Source organism: Cobetia sp. MM1IDA2H-1 (genome assembly GCF_002916775.2).
Classification (GTDB): Bacteria; Pseudomonadota; Gammaproteobacteria; order Pseudomonadales; family Halomonadaceae; genus Cobetia; species Cobetia marina.
In genome coordinates this window covers 4,009,463-4,031,648 of record NZ_CM133225.1, presented here as the reverse complement: position 1 = coordinate 4,031,648, position 22,186 = coordinate 4,009,463, and the positions used below count along the sequence as shown (strand labels likewise).

The window sequence follows — 22,186 nt, the reverse complement described above, 5'->3', positions numbered from 1 at the left end:
GGGAGCAGTAGGCTGGTGGCCTAATTCAGGAGGCAAGGCATGAGCATTCGATCCTTCAAGGGCCTGACGCCGCGGCTGGGCGAACGGGTTTTCATCGACCCCAGCAGTGTCGTACTGGGCGATGTCGCCCTCGGTGATGACAGCTCGGTATGGCCACTGGCCGTGATCCGCGGCGACATGCACCGTATCCGTATCGGCGCGCGTACCAGCGTGCAGGACGGGGCAGTGCTGCACATCACTCACGCCAGCGACTTCAATCCGGGCGGCCATCCGCTGGAAATCGGTGACGACGTCACCATCGGCCACAAGGCCGTGCTGCACGGCTGCACCATCCATGACCGCGTGCTGGTCGGCATGGGAGCCATCGTGATGGACGGTGTGGTGGTGGAGGATGAGGTCATCATCGCGGCGGGCGCACTGGTGCCGCCTGGCAAGCGTCTCGAAGGCGGGCATGTGTATGCGGGCAATCCCGCGCGTGCGCTGCGTCCCATCAAGGACAGCGAGCGTGAGTTCTTCACCTATTCGGCGGTGAACTACGTCAAGCTGAAGGATCAGCATCTGGCTGAGGATTACGCCGGCTGAACCTCCTTCAAGGAGTTCCCCGAGCGCAGCAAAGAGCACTCCCCCGTCGGCCCAGGCTGGCGGGGGAGTGCGCGTTTCGGGGGCTGCATTTCCCGAGCGTTGACGGTGGAGGCAGCATCTGCACTCACAAACCCGGACAAGCCATTGTTTTTCATGAAATGCTTGCGTCATAATCTGGACATATATCCAGTGCCAGCGTGTGGTGACTGGTCCAGTGACATCGTCGAGGGCTCGCGACCCGTATCTCATGGCCAATTTTCGTACCCATATCACCGTGGCAGCCTTTGCCGGCGGTATCGTGGCGGCGGCAGGCTGGCAAGGCGGCCTGTGGTCGCTGGCGGAGGGTGTGCCGCTGGCGAGCCTGACGACCTTCGGTGGCATCCTGCCGGACATCGACTCCGACAACTCGCGCGCTATCCGTATCCTGTTCACGCTGTTTGCGGTGCTGGCGACCATGGCCTGCGTGCTGCTGCTGCAGGACCGCCTGCTGGCGGGGCCGCTAATGATGGCGGGCGGCGCGACCTATCTGGGCGTGCGCTATGTGGCCAGCGCCATCTTCAAGCGTTTCACCGTCCATCGCGGCATCTGGCATTCCCTGCTGGCCTCATTGCTGTGCTCGCTGGGCGTGACGGCCGCCAGTCTGCATCTGCTCGGCCAGAGTGAGGAGCAGGCCTGGTGGCAGGGCGCCGCCCTGTTGTTCGGCGCCATGATCCATCTGTTGCTGGATGAGATGTACAGCGTTGACATGGTCGGAGCGCGTCTCAAGAAGAGTTTCGGCACTGCCTTCAAGCTGTTCGATTACCGCGAGCCGGGCAACTCGCTGGCGATGGTGGCGGTGATCGCCGCGATGACTCCCTGGCTACCGCCGCTGGCGGTGCTGGTGGACATCATGCACCTGCAGGGACCGTTGTCCGTCTTCGGCGCCAGCCTGTCTCGCCTGATGGCCGGTGTCTGACACGACGGCTACCTCTCCCGCAGCCCGCCATGCGCTTCAGCGCCGGTAGGGTTCGGCACTCAGGCCATGCTTCTTGAGCTTGTCGTAAAGTGTCTTGCGCGGCAGTCCCAGTCGTTCGCAGGCCATCACGACCTGTCCGCGGCACGCGGCCAGCGCGTCACGGATGAGCGCGGCCTCGAAGGCCTCCATGCGTGTCGGCAGTGCCTGCCCTTCGGTTGCCTGGCTGACGCTCTCTTCCAGTGACATCTCCGCCTGCAGGCTGCGTTGTTCGGTGGACGCTCCCGGCGGCTGCCCCTCCGCCATGCTGTCGCCGATATTGCCCTCCAGTCCCCCCAGCAGCACATGACGCTCCGCACAGTTTCTCAGCTCACGCACATTGCCCGGCCAGTCATGGTCGAGCAGCGCCTGCAGCGTACGCGAATCCAGCGGCGGAACCTCCAGACTGGTGCGCTCGCTGGCCAGAATGGCGAAGTGTCGAAACAGCTGCAGGATATCCTCGCGATGCTCACGCAGTGGCGGCAGATACAGCGTGACGACGTTCAGGCGGTAGTAGAGGTCTTCACGAAAGTCGCCGGCGCTGGCCGCTTCACGCAGGTCACGCTTGGTGGCCGCGATGACGCGGATATCGATGGGGCGCGGTGTATTGCTGCCCAGTCGCTCGATACTGCGCTCCTGAAGGACACGCAACAGCTTGATCTGCAACGACATCGGCATGGACTCGATCTCATCGAGAAACAGGGTGCCGCCGTCGGCGTGTTCCAGCTTGCCGATCCGGCGCTCGCTGGCGCCGGTAAAGGCCCCCTTCTCGTGGCCGAACAGCTCCGACTCGATCAACGTCTCCGGCATGCCGCCACAATTGAGTGCCACGAAGGGCTTGCTGGCACGGAGACTGCGCTCGTGCAGACAGCGGGCCACGCGATCCTTGCCGGCTCCGGTCTCGCCGTACAGCAGGGTATCGGCATCCACCGCCGCCAGCCGTGAGACCTGGGCATCCAGGCGCTGAATCACCTCGCTGCTGCCGACGAGGCGCGGCCCGGCGCTGTTGCGCTGGGTATCCAGCTGCTCGCGCAGTGAGCGGTTCTCCAGCGCCAGACGTCTGGCGGCCACCGCACGCCGCACCCCGTCCAGCAGCCGCTCACGATCGAAGGGTTTCTCGATGAAGTCCCAGGCGCCGCCCTGCATGGCGGAGACGGCGGTATCGACATCGCCATGCCCTGTCATCACGATCACCGGCAGCTCGTCATCCAGCTCACGGGCAGCGCGCAGCAGGCTCAGACCATCCATGCCCGGCATGCGGATGTCGGTGATCACCACGCCTTCGAAGGGGGCTTCGGTGTTCAGGATCTCAAGCGCTTCCTCGGCACTGGCCAGCGGCCGGGTGAGGTAATCGGCCAGCATCAGGCTCTGGCTCAGGCTGTCGCGTAGATGTGGTTCGTCATCCACGACCAGCACCTGCATGTCAGTATTCGTGACATCACTCATGACGGCTCCTGTGAATTGGCGGCGGCGGATGGGGAAAGGGGCTGTGAGGGCGTGCCCGACGCCGGCAGCGTCAGCCGGAACAGTGCGCCCCCCAGCGGTGAGGGATGCGCCTCGAGGGTGCCGCCGAGATCCGCCACGATACGCGCGCTGATCGACAGTCCCAGTCCCAGTCCCTTGCCATCGGCGCGCTGGGTATAGAAGGGTTCGAAGACCCGCGTCAGCTGGGCTGGCGCAAGTCCCGGGCCGTTGTCATGCACTTCCAGCACCACTTGCGTGCCTTCACTGCCGGCTCGTTCATGCAGGTTCAGCTGGAGGCAGGCTGGCGCTGACGGTCTGTCAGCCAGCGCATCCAGTGCATTGCTGAGCAGATTGACCAGTACCTGCTCGAGGCGTACCGGTTCGGCGCGCACCCTGGGCAGGGCGGTGCTCTGCTCACGCGTGATGTCGACTGCCTGGGCATCACGGCGTGGCTGCAGCAGGCGCAGGGCGTAGTCGAGACTGGTGGCGAGGTCGACCGCTTCCAGGCGGTCACCACTCTTGCGCGAGAACTGGCGCAGCTGGGCGCTGATCTCGCCCATGCGCTGGGTCAGCTCGGTGATCTGGCGCAGGTTGCTCTCGACCTGAGGTGTCTGGGCACGGGCGAGGAAGGCGCTGGCATTCTCGGCATAGGCACGGATGGCGGCCAGTGGCTGGTTGAGCTCGTGGTTGATGCCGGCGGCCAGCTCGCCAAGCACTGCCAGCTTGGCAGTCTGGATCAGTTCATCGCGGGTCGCGCGCAGCTCACGCTCGGCGCGGGTGCGTTCCTCGACTTCCGCGCTCAGGCGCGCATTGCTGGCAGCGAGGTCACGGGTGCGCTCGACCACGCGTTGCTCGAAGGCATCGCGTGCCTGGGCGAGGGCCTCGGCCTGGGCGCGCCGCTCGCTGACATCGAAGACCGTCACCAGCCAGCGCGGGCCATTGGGGCTCGGTAGCGGGGCGCAGGACAGCTCCAGCGGCACGGCCACTCCGCTGCGCAGGCCATGCACTTCCAGCGGCCCGATCGGGCGGGGGCGGGTCAGGTGGTCCAGCAGCGCACGCTCGGCCGGCAGGAACAGTTCGCGCAGGTCACGCCCTTCGCGTGCGCTGGGCTGCCGGGGGCTGTCGTCCCGTGAGGCATCGGCGCTCAAGGGCGAACCGAACAGCGCCACGGCGGTAGGATTGAGGTACACCAGGTGAGCACGTTCATCGAGGATGCACAGCCCCGCCTGAGTGCGGTCGATGATGCCCCGCACCCGTTGCTGACTGGCGGCGAGCGACTGTCGTTCACGTTCGGCGAACAGACGCCGCTCGCGCAGGATGCGCAGCCGTTGCCAGCCCAGCCCCGCCAGCAGGCACAGCAGTACGTAGCCACCGGCGGCCAGTCCGGCGGCTTGCCAGATGCTGCCGCGCAGCGGGGCCAGTGGCTTGAGCACATGCAGGCGCCAGCCGATGTCCGGCAGCGGGCGTGACAGGCTCAACCAGGCGTGCTGCCAGAGATCGCCCGGCGTCAGTTGCAGCAGCTCGACCGTGGTGACAGCGTCGAGACGCAAGGGCGGCTCGGGCGTCGACAGATCGGACAAGGCTTCACGGTGATAAAGCCGCAGGGGGCGCAGGCGTTGATTGGCATAGCGCTGGGTGTCGAGCAGCCGGTTGCGGGTCTCGTCACTGAGGGGGTCCAGCGTGCGCAGTACCCGGTCGGGCTGACTGGCGATGAAGATCACGCCGTGCGGGTCGGTGACCATGATGTCGGCATTCTGATCCAGCCATGCCGCTTCCAGCGCGGCGATCTGCACCTTGGCCACCACCACGCCGCGCCGCCCGCGGGGACTCACCACGCTGGCGCTGAAGAAGTAGCCACGCTCGCCGGAACTGGTCCCCAGCCCGTAGAAGCGTGCTTCGCCGCCATCGATGGCGTCCTTCCAGTAGGGGCGGAAGCGATAGTTCTGGCCGATGAAGGTGGATGCCGAGCGCCAGTTGCTGGCGGCGATGGTGGTGCCGACGTCGTTGACCAGGTAGAGGTCGGACACCTTCGCGAGCGCGCGCATGCGATCCAGCCGTTGATTGAGTGCCATCTCGGCGCTGGGGTCATCGGGGGCATCAAGGAAAGCGCGCAGCTGATCGTTCTCGGCGACCAGCCGTGGCAGGTAGGCATGCTGACTCAGTTGACCACGCAGGCTGGCGGCGGTCAGGCGCAACTCGTTGTCTGCTTCATGGGTCAGGCGCTCGAGTGACTGGCTGCGCGCGACGGCCACCGCCTGCCAGACGCACAGCATCAGACCGATCGGTAGCACGATCGCCAGCAGCAGACGCCAGTGGTGAGGCAGACGCGTGTCCTTCATCGGCAGGCCTTCCTGGGCAAGGGCTCAAGGGGAAGGGGGGGAACGGCCACCCTCACTGATCCATCAGCGTTGCACCCTCAGCGCTCCGGCATGGCCTGTGCACGGCGCAGGGCACGCTGTGCACGGGTTTCGGCGCGCTCCAGCTCCAGCAGTGAATCCTCGACGAACACCAGGTGCTCGTGGGCCGCGTTGCGGGCGTCCTCGGCGCGTCCTTCCATGATCGCCTCGAACAGGGTGCGGTGCTGCTGGATCAGGCGCGGACGCGATTCGGGCTTCTCGAACAGGTGGCGCAGGTTGGCCACGATGCTCTTCTCCAGCAACTGGAACAGGCTGCGCATCGAGTGCAGCAGCACCACGTTGTGTGCGGCCTCGGCGATGGCGAGGTGGAAGGCGGCATCCGCGCCGGCTTCCAGTTCCGGATCACGTCCCTCGAAACTCTTCTCCAGCGTCTCGAAGCATTGACGCAGCATCTCCTTGTCGGCCGGGGTGGAGCGCATGGCAGCGTAATAGGCGCTGATGCCTTCCAGGGCGTCGCGAAACTCCAGCAGGTCGAGATTGAACTCGGAGTGCCGACCCAGCAGCGCACTGAGCGGGTCGGACCAGGCGCGCGCCAACTCTTCGGACACGTAGGTGCCGCCACCCTGACGTGAGGTCAAAAGCCCGCGCGCCGCCAGCTTCTGGATGGCTTCCCGTACGGACGGTCGCGAGACCTCGAACTGCTCGGCGAGGGTGCGCTCCGGAGGAAGCCGCTCACCGGGCTTCAGACTGCCCTCGAGAATCATGCTCTCGAGGCGTTCGGTGAGCACATCGGCGATACGGGGTTGGCGGACGGGGGCGTAACGCATGGAAGTGTCCTTGCGGCAGGAGTGAAAGGTGGCGCCGAGTGCTGCAAGCCGGTGTGCGGCATGCAGAAGAGGCGCGACCGAGGATCAGTGTGGCGTGTGGCGACTTCGCGCTACAGCCGACATTGGTCTTACCAATATGTATGACAACCACGCCTCGCGTGGCTGATTGGGATTGCCAACAATTGGTAATACCAATTTTAAAGGGCGATGGTGCTTTGACCAATGTCTAGATATCAGGCAGCTCATGATGTTTGACCGCCATGAGGGCGACGCCTAGATTATGCCGAGGTACAGCAAGGTAAATTGGTATGACCAATTTATGTGAAGACCTGACCAGAGGGTGCGCCAACCCCGAGTGCTTCACTGCTGTGCCCGACAACAATCACAACAATTCGCCTGCGGAGTTTCCGTCATGTCCGAGCCCCTCCTGGCCTTGCTGGCCTTTGCCCCCATTCTGCTGGCGGGCATCCTGCTCGTCGGCCTGCAATGGCCCGCGCGCCGCGCCATGCCATTGGTCTTCCTCGTCACCGCTGCCATCGGCTATTTCGTGTGGCAGATGTCGCTGACGCGCATTCTGGCCTCCACGCTGCAGGGATTGATGGTCACCGTCTCGGTGCTGTGGATCATCTTCGGCGCCATCTTCCTGCTCAACACCCTCAAGCATTCCGGGGCGATCGCGGTGATCCGCGGTGCCTTCACCACCATCAGCCCGGATCGGCGCGTACAGGCGATCATCATCGCCTGGCTGTTCGGCAGCTTCATCGAGGGCGCTTCCGGCTTCGGGACGCCTGCGGCCATCGCGGCGCCGCTGCTGGTCGCCATCGGCTTCCCGGCGCTGGGGGCGGTGATGGTGGGCATGATGATCCAGTCGACGCCGGTATCGTTCGGTGCGGTGGGCACGCCGATCGTGATCGGCGTGAACGCGGGCCTCGACAAGGCCAGCCTCAGCGAGCAGCTGCTGGCGAATCATTCCAGCTGGGAGGCCTTCCTGCAGCTGATCACCTCGGAAGTCGCCATCGTGCATGGCATCGTCGGCCTGCTGATGCCGCTGTTCATGACCGTGATGATGACGCGCTTCTTCGGCGCGAAGAAACGCTGGAGTGAAGGGTTGTCGATCGCACCGTTCGCGCTGTTCGCCGGGCTGTGCTTCACGCTGCCCTACGTGGCGGCGGGAGTCTTCCTCGGCCCGGAATTCCCGTCACTGATCGGCGCCCTGGTCGGTCTGATCATCGTGGTACCGGCGGCGCGTGTCGGTTTTCTTCTGCCGAAGGACAGCTGGGATTTTCCGCCCGAGGCCGAATGGCCCAGGCATTGGCTGGGCGACCTGACGCCGGAGCGTGATGAGGTCGAGATGGCTGCCGCCGGCAGACGCCCGCTACCACTGTGGCTGGCATGGCTGCCCTATGGCCTGATCGCGCTGCTGCTGGTCGCCTCGCGCGTGTCGGGCGACGTCAAGGCGTGGCTGGTCAGCGTGCAGTTCAGTGCCACGGACCTGCTGGGGGCCAGCGGTGTGTCGGGGTCGATACAACCGCTCTACCTGCCGGGCGGCATCATGGTCTTCGTGGCACTGATCACCCTGATGCTGCATCGCATGCAGACGCGTCAGCTGGTGGCGGCGGCCAGTGAATCCTGGCGCACGCTGGTCGGGGCCGGATTCGTGCTGGTGTTCACCATTCCCATGGTGCGCATCCTGATCAACTCCGGCGTCAATCTGAACGACCTGGCCTCGATGCCGGTGGTGATGGCGAACGTGGTGGCCGACAGTCTCGGTCAGGCGTATCCGCTGTTCGCGTCCGGCATCGGCGCGCTGGGGGCCTTCATCGCCGGCTCCAACACGGTCTCGAACATGATGCTGTCGCAGTTCCAGTTCAATGTCGCTGCCCAGCTCGGGCTCTCGGGGGCCCTGATGGTGGCGCTGCAGGCGGTCGGGGCGGCGGCCGGCAACATGATCGCCATCCACAATGTGGTGGCGGCCTCGGCGACCGTCGGCCTGCTGGGGCGTGAGGGACGCACCCTGCGCATGACGGCGATTCCGACGGCTTACTATCTATTGGCTTCTGGCGTGCTTGGCTTGCTGGCGTTCCACTTGCTTGGCCTGAGTGACCCATTGCTCAAGTGACAGAGCCTTTTCGTGATGCTGCCCTGACTGACATCCACACCGTTTTTTCAAAAAGAGATTGGCCATGACTGCTCCTGACGCCATTGCACGAGATGCCTTGAGCGAGACCCCATCGGCGACTGAGCGTGCAGCTGCCTATCTGGCATTGCGCGAGGCGCTGGCATTGCACCTTCCCGCTGAGCGCTTGATTCATGACGCGTTGCGGACGCTGGCCTACGGCACGGATGCCAGCTTCTATCGCCTGGTACCGCAGCTGGTGGTGCGCGTGCATGACGAGCAGGAGCTGGGACATGTGCTGCGCGAGTGCCGAGCGCGCAAGCTGCCGGTAACCTTCCGGGCGGCCGGGACGTCGCTGTCCGGTCAGGCGCTGACGGATTCGGTGCTCATCCAGCTGGGCGGTGAGTGGCGTGGGGCGCAGGTGCTGGAACAGGGCAGTCGTATCCGCCTGCAGCCGGGGGTGATCGGCGCGCGTGCCAATCAATTGCTGGCCCCCTTCGGGCGCAAGATCGGCCCGGACCCGGCCTCCATCAACAGCTGCATGATCGGTGGCATCGCGGCCAACAACGCCTCCGGCATGTGCTGCGGCACGGCACACAACAGTTATCGCACCGTGGAGGACATTCGCGTCATTCTCGCCGATGGCACCTGCCTGGATACGGCGGTGCCGAAGAGCGTACAGGCCTTCCGTGCAAGCCACGCTGGCCTGCTGGCAGCGTTGGAAAGGATGGCCTGCGATGTGCGGGCGGACCCTGAACTGGCGGAGCGCATCCGCCACAAGTACCGCCTCAAGAACACGACCGGCTACAGCCTCAATGCGCTGGTCGACTATGCCGATGGTCTCGAGATCCTCAAGCATCTGATGATCGGCTCGGAAGGCACGCTGGGCTTCATCGCCTCGATCACCTATCGCACGGTGATCGAGGAGTCGCACAAGGCGGCGGCGCTGGTCTACTACCCGAACATCGATGCGGCCTGTCGCGCCACCATGCTGCTCAAGACGGCGCCGGTCGCGGCGGTGGAGCTGATGGACCGCGCGGCGCTGCGCTCCGTCGAGGACGCGCCGGGCATGCCGGAGGTGCTGCGCACCCTGCCGGAAGCGGCGGTCGCGCTGCTGGTGGATGTGCGCGGCGCGCATCAGCAGGAGCTGGAGGCGCGCATGGCGGAGGTCGCCCGCGTGCTGGAAGGCATCGAGACCTGTGAAGCGTGGGCCTTCACCCAGGATGCGCAGCGCTATGCGTTGTACTGGAAGATCCGCAAGGGGCTGTTTCCGGCGGTCGGTGCGGTACGGGACCTGGGGACCACCGTGATCATCGAGGATGTCGCCTTCCCCATCGAGCGGCTGGCGGAAGGGGTCGGGGCGCTGACGGAGGTCTTCCAGCGTCATGGCTACTCTCAGGCGATCCTGTTCGGCCACGCCCTGGAAGGCAACCTGCATTTCGTCTTCCCGCAGGGCTTCGAGCGTGAAGGCGAGGTGGAGCGCTATCAGGCATTGATGGATGACGTCGCACGGCTGGTGGGGCAGGAGTACGGTGGTTCGCTCAAGGCCGAGCATGGCACCGGTCGCAATATGGCACCTTATGTAGAGCTTGAGTGGGGCAAGGAGGCCTACGCCCTGATGTGGCGTATCAAGGAGGCTTTCGACCCGGACAATCTGCTCAATCCGGAAGTCATCCTGACGCGCAATTCCCGTCTGCATCTGGAGAACCTCAAGCCTCTCCCGGCAGCAGACCCGCTGGTGGATCGCTGCATCGAGTGCGGATTCTGCGAGTCGGTCTGTCCGTCGAAGAATCTCAGCCTCACTCCACGTCAGCGCATCGTCATCCGGCGTGAGATCGCACGACTCGCCGCCCTCGATATACCGACGGAAGAGCAGCGCGCTCAGCTGGCGGCGCTCAAGAAGAATTACGCCTATCAAGGCATGGAGACCTGCGCGGGAGATGGTCTGTGTGCGACCCAGTGTCCGGTCGGCATCAATACCGGGGATCTGATCCGCGGTCTGCGCCACGAGGAGAACGCCGGTGCCGATCATCCGGGCAAGGTGAAGGTGGCGCACTGGGCCGGCGAGCACTTCACCCATGTCACCAGTGGCATGCGCGGTGTCTTGCGCCTGGCAGATGGGCTGCATGGTGTGGTCGGTACGCGCAACATGCGACGGCTGACTCAGGCCGCACGCAAGGTCTCCGGCGACAGGGTGCAGCAATGGACCCCCAGCATGCCAGGCGCCGCTCCGCGCCCCTATCTCAAGCGTCTGGCGCAGCCATTGGGGTGCAACGAGACGCCCAATGGGCATGTCGTCTATTTTCCGTCCTGTGCCACGCGTGTCTTCGGGGTCGCCACTGACGACATCGATCCGCGCAGCGCCACCGAGATGGCGCTGGCCCTGATGGACAAGGCGGGATTCGAAGTCGTTCTGCCCAAGGGAGTGGATGCTCTGTGCTGCGGAATGGCCTTCCAGTCCAAGGGCCAGTTCGAGGCCGGGGATGCCAAGGCCGCCGAGTTGGCAGCCGCGCTGGTGGAAGCGAGCGATGGCGGGCGTCTGCCGATCTTCTGTGATACCAGCCCGTGTCTCGCCCAGGCACAGGCCTACGCACGTGAACATCTCGAGGTATCACTCACGCTGGTCGAGCCGGTGCAGCTGGTGCTCGACTATCTATTGCCACACCTCTCGATCACGCCGCTCAAGGCAAGAGTCGCGGTGCATGTCACCTGCTCCAGTGTTCGCATGGGCTTGGCGGAGCGTTTCGTGGCACTGGCGCGCCAGTGTGCGACCGAGATCGTCGTGCCGGAAGAGATCACCTGCTGTGGTTTCGCGGGAGACAAGGGCTTCGCGACACCGGAGCTCAATGCTTCGGCGCTGAAAGGGCTGAAGGACGTGGTCGCCGACTGTGACTATGGTGTCTCAAACTCGCGCACCTGTGAGATAGGGTTGAGTGAGCACTCAGGGCTCAGTTATCAGTCGATTCTTGGCCTGGTGGATCGTGCCTCGGCATCAAGGCAAGGATAGAGGGCAAGGATAGGGAGAAGAGGGAGTGTGACGCTCCGTGACAGCGTGATGACAATCTCTTGAAAAAGCCCTTGTGCTCAGCCCGGATCGTGCGTAAAGTACGCATCCGCTGCCGGGGACGCATGGCGTTACCAGCGGTGAAAGAGGTTTGCAGGTGGTTGTTTTGTTTGATGTTTTTGAAGTACGCTTCCAAATCATCGATTGACAATCCCGGGCGATTCGCTAGAATACGCCGCACTCCTTACGGAACAGGTGATCGAGCAACGCTCCTCACCGCTGGATGATGCTTAGAGGCAGTCGACTGACTCATCATCAAGTGCTTGACTTCTCAAGCGTTCCGGATAGAATATGCCTCCTCGCTTAACAGCGACGCTCTTTAAAAATTTGATCAGGTAATTCGTGTGAGCGCTTGCCGATGAGTGGTGACAAGGTCACCAAATATCGGAGCAAGCCTCTCACGAGAAGTTTGACTCTGAACCAAGTTTGGTCTGCTTAACAGACTATCAAGCTTTCAACTGAAGAGTTTGATCATGGCTCAGATTGAACGCTGGCGGCAGGCTTAACACATGCAAGTCGAGCGGAAACGATTCTAGCTTGCTAGAAGGCGTCGAGCGGCGGACGGGTGAGTAATGCATGGGAATCTGCCCGATAGTGGGGGACAACCTGGGGAAACTCAGGCTAATACCGCATACGTCCTACGGGAGAAAGCAGGGGATCTTCGGACCTTGCGCTATCGGATGAGCCCATGTCGGATTAGCTTGTTGGTGAGGTAACGGCTCACCAAGGCGACGATCCGTAGCTGGTCTGAGAGGATGATCAGCCACACTGGGACTGAGACACGGCCCAGACTCCTACGGGAGGCAGCAGTGGGGAATATTGGACAATGGGCGAAAGCCTGATCCAGCCATGCCGCGTGTGTGAAGAAGGCCTTCGGGTTGTAAAGCACTTTCAGCGAGGAAGAACGCTTCGGGATTAATACTCCCGAGGAAAGACATCACTCGCAGAAGAAGCACCGGCTAACTCCGTGCCAGCAGCCGCGGTAATACGGAGGGTGCAAGCGTTAATCGGAATTACTGGGCGTAAAGCGCGCGTAGGTGGCTAAGTCAGCCAGGTGTGAAAGCCCCGGGCTCAACCTGGGAACGGCATCTGGAACTGCTTGGCTAGAGTGCAGGAGAGGAAGGTAGAATTCCCGGTGTAGCGGTGAAATGCGTAGAGATCGGGAGGAATACCAGTGGCGAAGGCGGCCTTCTGGACTGACACTGACACTGAGGTGCGAAAGCGTGGGTAGCAAACAGGATTAGATACCCTGGTAGTCCACGCCGTAAACGATGTCAACTAGCCGTTGGGTCCCTTGAGGACTTAGTGGCGCAGCTAACGCAATAAGTTGACCGCCTGGGGAGTACGGCCGCAAGGTTAAAACTCAAATGAATTGACGGGGGCCCGCACAAGCGGTGGAGCATGTGGTTTAATTCGATGCAACGCGAAGAACCTTACCTACCCTTGACATCCAGAGGACTTTCCAGAGATGGATTGGTGCCTTCGGGAACTCTGAGACAGGTGCTGCATGGCTGTCGTCAGCTCGTGTTGTGAAATGTTGGGTTAAGTCCCGTAACGAGCGCAACCCCTATCCTTATTTGCCAGCGAGTAATGTCGGGAACTCTAAGGAGACTGCCGGTGACAAACCGGAGGAAGGTGGGGACGACGTCAAGTCATCATGGCCCTTACGGGTAGGGCTACACACGTGCTACAATGGCAAGTACAAAGGGTTGCAATACGGCGACGTGGAGCCAATCCCATAAAGCTTGCCTCAGTCCGGATTGGAGTCTGCAACTCGACTCCATGAAGTCGGAATCGCTAGTAATCGTGGATCAGAATGCCACGGTGAATACGTTCCCGGGCCTTGTACACACCGCCCGTCACACCATGGGAGTGGACTGCACCAGAAGTGGTTAGCCTAACCTTCGGGAGGGCGATCACCACGGTGTGGTTCATGACTGGGGTGAAGTCGTAACAAGGTAGCCCTAGGGGAACCTGGGGCTGGATCACCTCCTTATCGACACTGTCTACCGCTCGCGGCAAGTGCTCACAACGAATTACCTGATCTTATTGCTGGCTTAGCCGGCAGTGGCAAGCGTGCTCAACAGAGCGCGCTTCTCACTGTTCTCTGAACAGCCGCTCTTTAACAATGTGAATCATGCTGACGATGGAATGTGCGCCAAGCACATCTCCATCAAACGATATGTCGGAGAGGTCCGACAGATTCGTAATCCTTGACAGACCCCTTGGGGTTATATGGTCAAGCGATTAAGCGCATACGGTGGATGCCTTGGCAGCCAGAGGCGATGAAGGACGTGATAGCCTGCGATAAGCGTTGGCGAGGTGGCAAATACCCTGCGACCCAACGATTTCCGAATGGGGAAACCCACTCACCATCAGGTGAGTATCTATAGGCCAATACATAACCTATAGAGGCAAACCCGGGGAACTGAAACATCTAAGTACCCGGAGGAAAAGAAATCAACCGAGATTCCCCAAGTAGCGGCGAGCGAACGGGGACCAGCCCTTAAGCGATACAACTGACAGACGAACAAGCTGGGAAGCTTGACGATACAGGGTGATAGTCCCGTAGTCGAAGTCTGAGTATCGTGAAATCGAGTAGGTCGGGGCACGAGAAACCTTGACTGAACATGGGGGGACCATCCTCCAAGGCTAAATACTCCTGGCTGACCGATAGTGAACCAGTACCGTGAGGGAAAGGCGAAAAGAACCCCGGCGAGGGGAGTGAAATAGATCCTGAAACCGTATGCGTACAAGCAGTGGGAGCACCTTCGTGGTGTGACCGCGTACCTTTTGTATAATGGGTCAGCGACTTATATTCTGTGGCGAGCTTAACCGTATAGGGGAGGCGTAGCGAAAGCGAGTCTTAACTGGGCGACCAGTCGCAGGGTATAGACCCGAAACCGGGCGATCTATCCATGGCCAGGGTGAAGATTGAGTAACATCAATTGGAGGCCCGAACCCAAGTATGTTGAAAAATGCTGGGATGAGCTGTGGATCGGAGTGAAAGGCTAATCAAGCCCGGAGATAGCTGGTTCTCCTCGAAAGCTATTTAGGTAGCGCCTCACGTATCACCGCTGGGGGTAGAGCACTGTTTCGGCTAGGGGGTCATCCCGACTTACCAACCCGAGGCAAACTCCGAATACCAGTGAGTGCAGCGTGGGAGACACACAGCGGGTGCTAACGTCCGTTGTGAAAAGGGAAACAACCCAGACCGTCAGCTAAGGTCCCAAAATCCTGATTAAGTGGGAAACGATGTGGGAAGGCTCAGACAGCTAGGAGGTTGGCTTAGAAGCAGCCATCCTTTAAAGAAAGCGTAATAGCTCACTAGTCGAGTCGGCCTGCGCGGAAGATATAACGGGGCTAAATCAGGTACCGAAGCTACGGGTTCATCCTTATGGATGAGCGGTAGAGGAGCGTCGTGTAAGCCAATGAAGGTGGATTGAGAAGTCTGCTGGAGGTATCACGAGTGCGAATGCTGACATGAGTAACGATAAGGGGAGTGAAAAACTCCCCCGCCGGAAGACCAAGGTTTTCTGTTCTACGTTAATCGGAGCAGAGTGAGTCGGCCCCTAAGGCGAGGCGGAAACGCGTAGTCGATGGGAAACGGGTTAATATTCCCGTACCGGATGTGGTTGCGATGGGGGGACGAAGAAGGCTAGGTGAGCCAGGCGTTGGTTGTCCTGGTGAAAGCATGTAGGCCGAGGAATCAGGCAAATCCGGTTCCTCTGAGGTCGAGATGCGAGACGAACTGACTACGGTCAGGAAGTCATCGATGCCACGCTTCCAGGAAAAGCCTCTAAGCTTCAGATCACATGCGACCGTACCCCAAACCGACACAGGTGGTCAGGTAGAGAATACCAAGGCGCTTGAGAGAACTCGGGTGAAGGAACTAGGCAAAATGGCACCGTAACTTCGGGAGAAGGTGCACCGGTTCGAGTGAAGGACTTGCTCCGTAAGCTCTTACCGGTCGAAGATACCAGGTGGCTGCAACTGTTTATTAAAAACACAGCACTCTGCAAACGCGCAAGCGGACGTATAGGGTGTGACGCCTGCCCGGTGCCGGAAGGTTAATTGATGGGGTTAGGATTCGTCCGAAGCTCTTGATCGAAGCCCCGGTAAACGGCGGCCGTAACTATAACGGTCCTAAGGTAGCGAAATTCCTTGTCGGGTAAGTTCCGACCTGCACGAATGGCGTAATGATGGCCACGCTGTCTCCACCCGAGACTCAGTGAAATTGAAATCGCAGTGAAGATGCTGTGTACCCGCGGCTAGACGGAAAGACCCCGTGAACCTTTACTATAGCTTTACACTGGATGCTGATGTTGTCTGTGTAGGATAGCTGGGAGGCTTTGAAACCACGTCGCCAGATGCGGTGGAGCCAACCTTGAAATACCAGCCTGACATCATTGGCGTTCTAACTCAGGTCCGTTATCCGGATCGAGGACAGTGTATGGTGGGTAGTTTGACTGGGGCGGTCTCCTCCTAAAGAGTAACGGAGGAGCACGAAGGTACCCTCAGCACGGTTGGAAATCGTGCATTGAGTGCAAGAGCATAAGGGTGCTTGACTGCGAGACAGACACGTCGAGCAGGTACGAAAGTAGGTTCTAGTGATCCGGTGGTTCTGTATGGAAGGGCCATCGCTCAACGGATAAAAGGTACTCCGGGGATAACAGGCTGATACCGCCCAAGAGTTCACATCGACGGCGGTGTTTGGCACCTCGATGTCGGCTCATCACATCCTGGGGCTGAAGTCGGTCCCAAGGGTATGGCTGTTCGCCATTTAAAGTGGTACGCGAGCTGGGTTTAGAACGTCGTGAGACAGTTCGGTCCCTATCTGCCGTGGGCGTCGGAAGTTTGAGAAGAGCTGCTCCTAGTACGAGAGGACCGGAGTGGACGAACCTCTGGTGTTCGGGTTGTCATGCCAATGGCATTGCCCGGTAGCTACGTTCGGACGGGATAACCGCTGAAAGCATCTAAGCGGGAAGCCCCCTTCAAGATGAGACTTCCCTGAGGCCTTGCGCCTCCTGAAGGGCCCTTGAAGACTACAAGGTTGATAGGCTGGGTGTGGAAGCACAGCAATGTGTTGAGCTAACCAGTACTAATTGCCCGTGAGGCTTGACCATATAACACCCAAGGGGTTTGCTACGGCAAACCGCCGGGATTGCGACAGGATCGACGACATATCGGTCAGCATGATTCATATTGCGAGTCGCGAGGCCACAAGCCTCGAGACTCAGGCACCGCAAGGTGCCACCGTTTCGCCTGACGACCATAGCGAGCGTGAACCACCCGATCCCATGCCGAACTCGGAAGTGAAACCGCTTAGCGCCGATGGTAGTGTGGAGTTTCTCCATGTGAGAGTAGGTCATCGTCAGGCACTTATACCGAACCGCCCCTGTAGCCTTGCTGCAGGGGCGGTTCTCTTTGTGCACGGAAAAAGTGATGCTCGGCAAGAGTCATGTGCGAGACAAAAGCTGCGTTGAGTAAAGAGTGCTGAGCCGGGCGTGCTGGGAACACGCGATGAGAAAAGGTCACGCGTCCCTAGGGTAGCGTTTCTCCCTGTAAGAGTAGCGGATGGCCGCCCCGATCCTCGTCAGGCACTTATACTGAACCGCCCCTGCAGCCCAGCTGCAGGGGCGGTTCTCTTTGTGCGTAGGAAAAAGTGGTGCGCAGGAAAGTGATATGCAGATCGGGGTGGCGTGCACCCCGCTGAGTCATCCATACGAGAGTTCTCTCCCTGTCGCCTCGACGTGAAGCCCGATTCCTTCTGGAGTCGGGCTTTTTCGTGGGTTGACCTTGATTGTGCAAAGACGGTGCTTTGCCCCTCGTGGCATGAGCCGACGATCAAAATGCCGTAGTCTCTAGGCATATCTCTTTGATGACAGGGAAGGCAATGGACGAGTTGATCGTGGTCGGTGCCGTGTTTGCGGTTCTGGTCATCGGTGGGGCGCTGACGGGTTGGCTCAGTCTGCTCAAGATCAAGGGGCTGGAGCAGCGTGTTCTCAAGCTGGAAGCACAGCTGCGAGAGGTCGGGCCACAGCTTATACACAGCACCTCCAGGCGTCAGGGTGTGGATAAGTCGAATGATGGCTCTACCACGACTGACGATGCCGAGGGGGGCTTGTCACCTGATGGGAAGAAGGCCGCAGCGAGCCGAAGTCCTATTGACGAGGCATCCTCTCATCAGACGGATGCGGATGCAGGCGCCGCTCCCGTGAAGCTGCTCGAGTCGCTATGGACACGCTTGCTGCATGGCGCGTCTGGCAGGCCCAGGGGGGAGGGGCGTGAGACCGGCAGCACGGAGCGCGCCGGTGGCACCCCCATGGCGCGGAGCTTCGCGGTAATGCGCGAGCACTGGATGATACTTGTCGGTGCCCTGTCTCTGGTCATGGCGGGCGTGATGCTGGTGGGTTACTCCTTTGAGCAGGGGCTGCTGGGGCCGGGCATGCGACTGGCGCTGGGGCTGGGCTTCGGCATCGGCATGATCGTGCTGGCTGAATGGCTACGATGGCGCACGACGCAATCTCCCAGCTTGACCGGAGCCGTGAGTGGTGCGGGAAGTCTGGTCACCGCAGCAAGTCTATTGGCCGGTCACTACCTGCTGTCGTTGGCTTCTCCACTCGTCACCTTCGTGCTGTTGGCTCTGCTGAGTCTGTGGACGCTGGAGCGTGCCCGCCATCATGGCCCATGGCTGGCCGCGCTGGGCATGCTAGGTGGTTACGCCCTCCCGCTTGCCTTGCCCCTTCAGGCACAGTTGGGAGGAGCCGCCAGCCTGATGCTGCTGGGGCATCTAGGGGTCATCGCCCTGGCATGCCGCCTTCTGCACCGGAAGATCGGACTGAACTGGCTGTATTGGGGGGGATTGTGCGGTGCCTTGCTATGGTGGATGGCGCTGCTCCCCCTGGAGGCGGGAACTGTTGATCTGCGACCTGTCTCAGGCGAGCTGGAGCGCGGACTTGTGGGTCTCTGGTTGTGCCTGTTGGCTATTGCGTACCTCCATACCTGGCGAGACGAGTCTGGACGATCCGAAGGCCGGGTGGTGGCAGATGGCGCGCAGGGTGGCGTGAGTGCCACGGGGGAGGCCATGACCTGGTGGCCATGGCGTGCCACCCCGCGGGTGCAGCGTCATTGGATCGCGGGTCTGCTGCTGGGGGCCGTCAATACCATGAGCCTGTTGCTGCCCCATGTTGGGGGGCTGGAGGCTGCCAATGACATCGCGCCCGGTGACTGGTTGCCGAGTGTCCTGCTGCTGTGGGTCACGGGATGGACCGCACGACACATGGCGGCTAGCTGGTCGATGATGGTGGGGGCGGTAGCGTTCTGGTTGTTGGCATGGGGATGGAGCCCACTGACGGCGAGCGGGATCTGGGTGATGACAGGGCCGATGGCGCTGTGTGTCGGGTTGGTTGGCCTTGCCTGCTGGAAACCGCAGGCCTCGCAGGCACCTGCCAAGCAGGCGCACATGCTGTCTGCCTGCTGGTGGGCCATGGCGACTCTGGTACCGCTGGTCGCGTGGGGGCTGGCCGTCTGGAACGGCACCATCCCTGTCGAGGCGGGGGGTGGAGCGGCCCCATGGCTGAACACCGCCATGCCACCCTTGATCTGGGGGCTGGTATGTTGGGTTGGCGCCAACCGTTTCCATTCGCGAGAAGGAGTGCGTCTGGCTGCCGGCTTGTGGCTGCCCGCTCAATTCGGGATTGCGCTGGCGCTGGTGATCGCGCTTGATGGACCATCGCTGACATTGGCGTTGGCATTGCAACTGCTTGGGTTGACGGGGTGTGAGTGGCGTTGGTGGCGACTCCAGGCTGATGAGGATGGCGCCGGACGCTCCCTGTTTGCCGAGTTGGCGCGCCTGCTTGCCTGGGGGTTGGCCCTGCGTCTGGCCTGGGGTGTCGTCACTGGCACGTATGACGACATCAGTCACTGGCCGTTGCAGGTCTTTCTGCCGGTGCTTGTCTGTGTCGCCCTCAGCAGTCATGGCATGCGTCACCGCAAGTCTATCCAGCGCTGGCTGGAAGGGGGCGTGGTTCAGCTTGCGCTCGCCACGACAGTGCTGGAGATTCGTTATCTGCTGACAGACGGTCAGCCTTTCTCCGGCCCTCTTTCACTGGCGGAACTCTCCCTGCAGGTGTTGGCGCTCGCTGGTGTGGCGGCGGGCTATGCCTGGCGCGGGCGTGGTTCGGCGACGAATGTCGCGCTATACCGCCTGCTGGCCTCCGTCGTGGGCGGCCTGGCAGGAATCATCTGGCTTGCCGGCATCGTTCTGGCATTCAATCCGCTGTGGCAGGACGGTGATGTCGGTCGCTGGCCATTGTTGAACTGGCTATTGCCCGCTTATGCGCTGCCGGCGCTGGGAGCCGCCCTGGTATGGCGTCTTTCGCGGCATGCTGCCTTGCTGCGTCGTCTCTGCGAGGTGGTGGGACTGCTGGCTGTCGGGCTATGGATCGGGCTCAGCTTGCGCCATGTCTGGCATGGTGGGGCGCTCGGGCTCTGGCACGGGGTCGAGCAGGCGGAGCTTTATGCCTATAGTCTCGCCTTGCTAGCCATTGCGGCGAGTCTCGTGATCGGCGGTGCCAGAATGGGGCAACCGCACTGGCAGCGCGTCGGACAGGGGCTGTTGGTCGTGACGATTCTCAAGGTTGGACTCTGGGACACGGCGACTCTGGATGGCCTGTGGCGAGTGGGGTCATGGCTCGGGCTTGGAACCGTGCTGATGCTGCTGTCAGCGTTGTTCAAGCGCCTGGCAGGGGCCGGTACGCGAAGGGAGGAGCAGGAATGAGTGAAAAGCCCCCGAACTTTGGTCGTTGTTCTTGGCTCGCAAGCCCATGAATCCGATAGAATGTGCCCTTTTGCACAGGGACGCTCCCCGCATGACCATCCGTGATCTCATTCGCCTGCTCGGAGATGGTGACTACCACTCCGGAGAGGCCCTGGGCGAAGAGCTCGGGGTGTCGCGTACGGCGGTCTGGAAGCAGCTCAAGAAACTTGAGGCGCTTGATATCCCGCTTGAGGCTGTGAAGGGGTTGGGCTATCGACTGGCCAACCCTATCGAGTTGCTTGATGGACAGCGGATCATCGAAGCGCTGCCACGCGAGACTCGCAAGCACCTGAAGCGCCTGTTCATCGAGGAATCGCTGGATTCCACCAATACCTTCATCCGTGAGCGCTTTCGCCAGGGAGCGGGTCATGCAGAGGTCTGCCTGGCTGAGGTGCAGTCTGCCGGGCGGGGTCGTCGTGGTCGCGAGTGGCAGACGCCATGGGGCCGCAGCCTGGTCTTCTCACTTGGTTGGCGCTTCGAGTCAGGTGCCGCGTCACTGGAAGGCTTGAGCCTGGCGATCGGCGTGGCAGTCGCCGAGGTGCTGGAGGCGGATGGGTTGCCTGCGCGCCTGAAGTGGCCGAATGATGTCCTGCTTCAGATACAGAAGGACCAGCCGAAGATTGCCGGCATTCTGGTCGAGGTGACAGGTGATGTCTCCGGGCCTTGTGATGTCGTGATCGGTATCGGGTTGAACATCGAGTTGCCGGCGAGTCATCGCGAGGATATCGGGCAATCGGTCGCGGCGGTACGTGACATCATCCCGGGCGCTTCACGCAACGCTTATGCGGCTCGCCTGATGGAGTCGCTGCTGGCCCTGTTGCCTGAGTTCGAAGCTGAAGGGTTCTCTGCCTGGCAGCAGCGCTGGAATGAGCGCAATGCGTTCAAGGGGCGCGATGTGGTGATTCTGCGAGGCGACAAGCGGGAGGAAGCCATCGCTGAAGGTGTGGATATCAACGGAAATCTCGAGGTGCGCATGAATGGCGAAACCATCACACTCGCCGGTGGCGAGATCAGTCTGCGCGCTGTCTCATGATTCTGGATCTTGATATCGGCAACACCTTGTCCAAGTGGCGTCTCAAGGACACTGTCTCCAGCGAGATCCGCTCACGCGGCGCAGTATGGACACGTGAAGAGTGGCGTCCAGGGGAGGATATTCCCGATCTGGACGTCGTCACGGCAGTGCGCATTTCCAGCGTGGCGCGCAAGCAGGTATTGGATGAGACCGTCGAGCTGCTGCGCAAGCAGGTCGGGGCAGTGCATGTGGCACGCTCGACACGTGAGGCGCTGGGGGTCACCTGCGGGTATGAAGAGCCGCAGCGATTGGGGGTGGATCGCTGGCTTGGTGCGCTTGCCGGGCATCATCTGACCGGCGGATGTTGCAGTGTGGACTGTGGAAGCGCCATTACCGTGGACTTCGTGTTGCCGGGCGGGAAGCATCTCGGGGGCTATATCATTCCCGGGCTACGCCTGATGAAGGAGAGCCTCAAGCTGGGGACGCGCAACGTGGCCATCGACCCGGACAGTGAGGTGGACAGCCTGCTGGCGCCGGGACGCAATACGGTGGAGGCGGTCAATCACGGGATCTACATGGCGGCGGTCAGTGCCGTCAATCGGTTGTATGCCGAGGTGTGTGATCGTGAGGGGGTCGCGCTGCCGCTGTTGCTGACCGGAGGGGATGCACGCGTGGTAGCGAGAGGCCTGCGGGTTCCTCATGCATTATGGCCGGACATGGTCTATGCCGGTCTCGAGGCGCTTTTCCCGCTGACAGCGGCGGAGCGTGCCGGACGCCTGTCAGGCGCGCCGGAGCAGCCGCGCGTTGCTGATCTGGAAAAACTTCGCTCAGGGCTTGCACTTACCCAGATGCTTTGACATACTACGCCCCGTTCTGAGGAGATACATTCCCTCAAGCGCTTGAAGTCAAAAGAAATCAAGCACTTGACAGCGTATCCCAAGCGACGTAAGAT

10 protein-coding genes and 3 rRNA genes are annotated in these 22,186 nt (G+C 61.5%); 10 read left to right on the top strand and 3 right to left on the bottom strand.

Going from position 1 to position 22,186, the window contains the following annotated elements:
* The first annotated feature begins 39 nt into the window (after positions 1–39).
* Together BOH68_RS16965 and BOH68_RS16960 are read left to right on the top strand one after the other, a co-directional pair.
* A complete protein-coding gene (locus BOH68_RS16965; protein ID WP_077379965.1) occupies positions 40–582 on the top strand; it encodes a gamma carbonic anhydrase family protein in 543 nt (180 codons plus the stop codon).
* Between the two features lie 247 nt (positions 583–829).
* Positions 830–1,537, top strand: a complete 708-nt coding sequence (locus BOH68_RS16960; protein ID WP_077379967.1) for a metal-dependent hydrolase — start codon at positions 830–832, stop codon at positions 1,535–1,537.
* Positions 1,538–1,573: 36 nt separating this feature from the next.
* Here the strand turns inward: BOH68_RS16960 and BOH68_RS16955 are convergent, their stop codons facing one another.
* The 3 genes from BOH68_RS16955 to BOH68_RS16945 form a co-directional block, all read right to left on the bottom strand.
* Entirely contained in the window at positions 1,574–3,019 is a 1,446-nt protein-coding gene (locus BOH68_RS16955; RefSeq protein ID WP_077379969.1) for a sigma-54-dependent transcriptional regulator, read from the bottom strand.
* Positions 3,016–5,376 (bottom strand): ATP-binding protein, encoded by a 2,361-nt coding sequence (locus tag BOH68_RS16950; protein WP_167592950.1) that lies wholly within the window; start codon positions 5,374–5,376, stop codon positions 3,016–3,018. The genes BOH68_RS16955 and BOH68_RS16950 overlap by 4 nt, the downstream gene beginning before the upstream one ends.
* A 77-nt stretch (positions 5,377–5,453) precedes the next feature.
* Positions 5,454–6,221: an FCD domain-containing protein gene (locus tag BOH68_RS16945; RefSeq protein WP_077379971.1), complete on the bottom strand. Its 768-nt coding sequence runs from the start codon at positions 6,219–6,221 to the stop codon at positions 5,454–5,456.
* Between the two features lie 412 nt (positions 6,222–6,633).
* Here BOH68_RS16945 and BOH68_RS16940 point away from each other — a divergent pair, with 412 nt between their 5' ends.
* The 8 genes from BOH68_RS16940 to BOH68_RS16905 all read left to right on the top strand — a co-directional run bounded on the left by BOH68_RS16940 (position 6,634) and on the right by BOH68_RS16905 (position 22,091).
* Positions 6,634–8,340, top strand: coding sequence for an L-lactate permease (locus tag BOH68_RS16940; RefSeq protein ID WP_077379973.1), 1,707 nt, complete (start codon positions 6,634–6,636; stop codon positions 8,338–8,340).
* A gap of 64 nt (positions 8,341–8,404) precedes the next feature.
* Positions 8,405–11,344 carry an FAD-binding and (Fe-S)-binding domain-containing protein gene (locus BOH68_RS16935; RefSeq protein WP_077379975.1) on the top strand — a complete coding sequence of 980 codons (2,940 nt, stop codon included), beginning with the start codon at positions 8,405–8,407 and terminating at the stop codon, positions 11,342–11,344.
* A 512-nt stretch (positions 11,345–11,856) separates the two neighbouring features.
* Positions 11,857–13,397: ribosomal RNA gene (locus tag BOH68_RS16930) — 16S ribosomal RNA — on the top strand.
* A 241-nt stretch (positions 13,398–13,638) separates the two neighbouring features.
* Positions 13,639–16,527 (top strand): 23S ribosomal RNA (locus tag BOH68_RS16925).
* Between the two features lie 138 nt (positions 16,528–16,665).
* Positions 16,666–16,781, top strand: a 5S ribosomal RNA gene (rrf, locus tag BOH68_RS16920).
* Together the 16S, 23S and 5S rRNA genes form the textbook arrangement of a ribosomal RNA operon.
* Before the next feature lie 516 nt (positions 16,782–17,297).
* Positions 17,298–20,183, top strand: coding sequence for a DUF2339 domain-containing protein (locus tag BOH68_RS16915; protein ID WP_170877363.1), 2,886 nt, complete (start codon positions 17,298–17,300; stop codon positions 20,181–20,183).
* Positions 20,184–20,274: 91 nt separating this feature from the next.
* The gene (locus tag BOH68_RS16910) at positions 20,275–21,255 is read left to right on the top strand and encodes a biotin--[acetyl-CoA-carboxylase] ligase (protein WP_077373336.1); all 981 of its coding nucleotides are present in this window, start codon (positions 20,275–20,277) and stop codon (positions 21,253–21,255) included.
* Positions 21,252–22,091 (top strand): type III pantothenate kinase, encoded by an 840-nt coding sequence (locus BOH68_RS16905; protein WP_077373339.1) that lies wholly within the window; start codon positions 21,252–21,254, stop codon positions 22,089–22,091. The genes BOH68_RS16910 and BOH68_RS16905 overlap by 4 nt, the downstream gene beginning before the upstream one ends.
* The last annotated feature ends 95 nt before the right edge of the window (positions 22,092–22,186 follow it).

Coding starts and splice junctions, on each gene's coding strand:
- BOH68_RS16965 (WP_077379965.1), top strand. CDS start 40: ATGAGCATTCGATCCTTCAAGGGCCTGACGCCGCGGCTGGGCGAACGG.
- BOH68_RS16960 (WP_077379967.1), top strand. CDS start 830: ATGGCCAATTTTCGTACCCATATCACCGTGGCAGCCTTTGCCGGCGGT.
- BOH68_RS16955 (WP_077379969.1), bottom strand. CDS start 3,019: ATGAGTGATGTCACGAATACTGACATGCAGGTGCTGGTCGTGGATGAC.
- BOH68_RS16950 (WP_167592950.1), bottom strand. CDS start 5,376: ATGAAGGACACGCGTCTGCCTCACCACTGGCGTCTGCTGCTGGCGATC.
- BOH68_RS16945 (WP_077379971.1), bottom strand. CDS start 6,221: ATGCGTTACGCCCCCGTCCGCCAACCCCGTATCGCCGATGTGCTCACC.
- BOH68_RS16940 (WP_077379973.1), top strand. CDS start 6,634: ATGTCCGAGCCCCTCCTGGCCTTGCTGGCCTTTGCCCCCATTCTGCTG.
- BOH68_RS16935 (WP_077379975.1), top strand. CDS start 8,405: ATGACTGCTCCTGACGCCATTGCACGAGATGCCTTGAGCGAGACCCCA.
- BOH68_RS16915 (WP_170877363.1), top strand. CDS start 17,298: ATGGACGAGTTGATCGTGGTCGGTGCCGTGTTTGCGGTTCTGGTCATC.
- BOH68_RS16910 (WP_077373336.1), top strand. CDS start 20,275: ATGACCATCCGTGATCTCATTCGCCTGCTCGGAGATGGTGACTACCAC.
- BOH68_RS16905 (WP_077373339.1), top strand. CDS start 21,252: ATGATTCTGGATCTTGATATCGGCAACACCTTGTCCAAGTGGCGTCTC.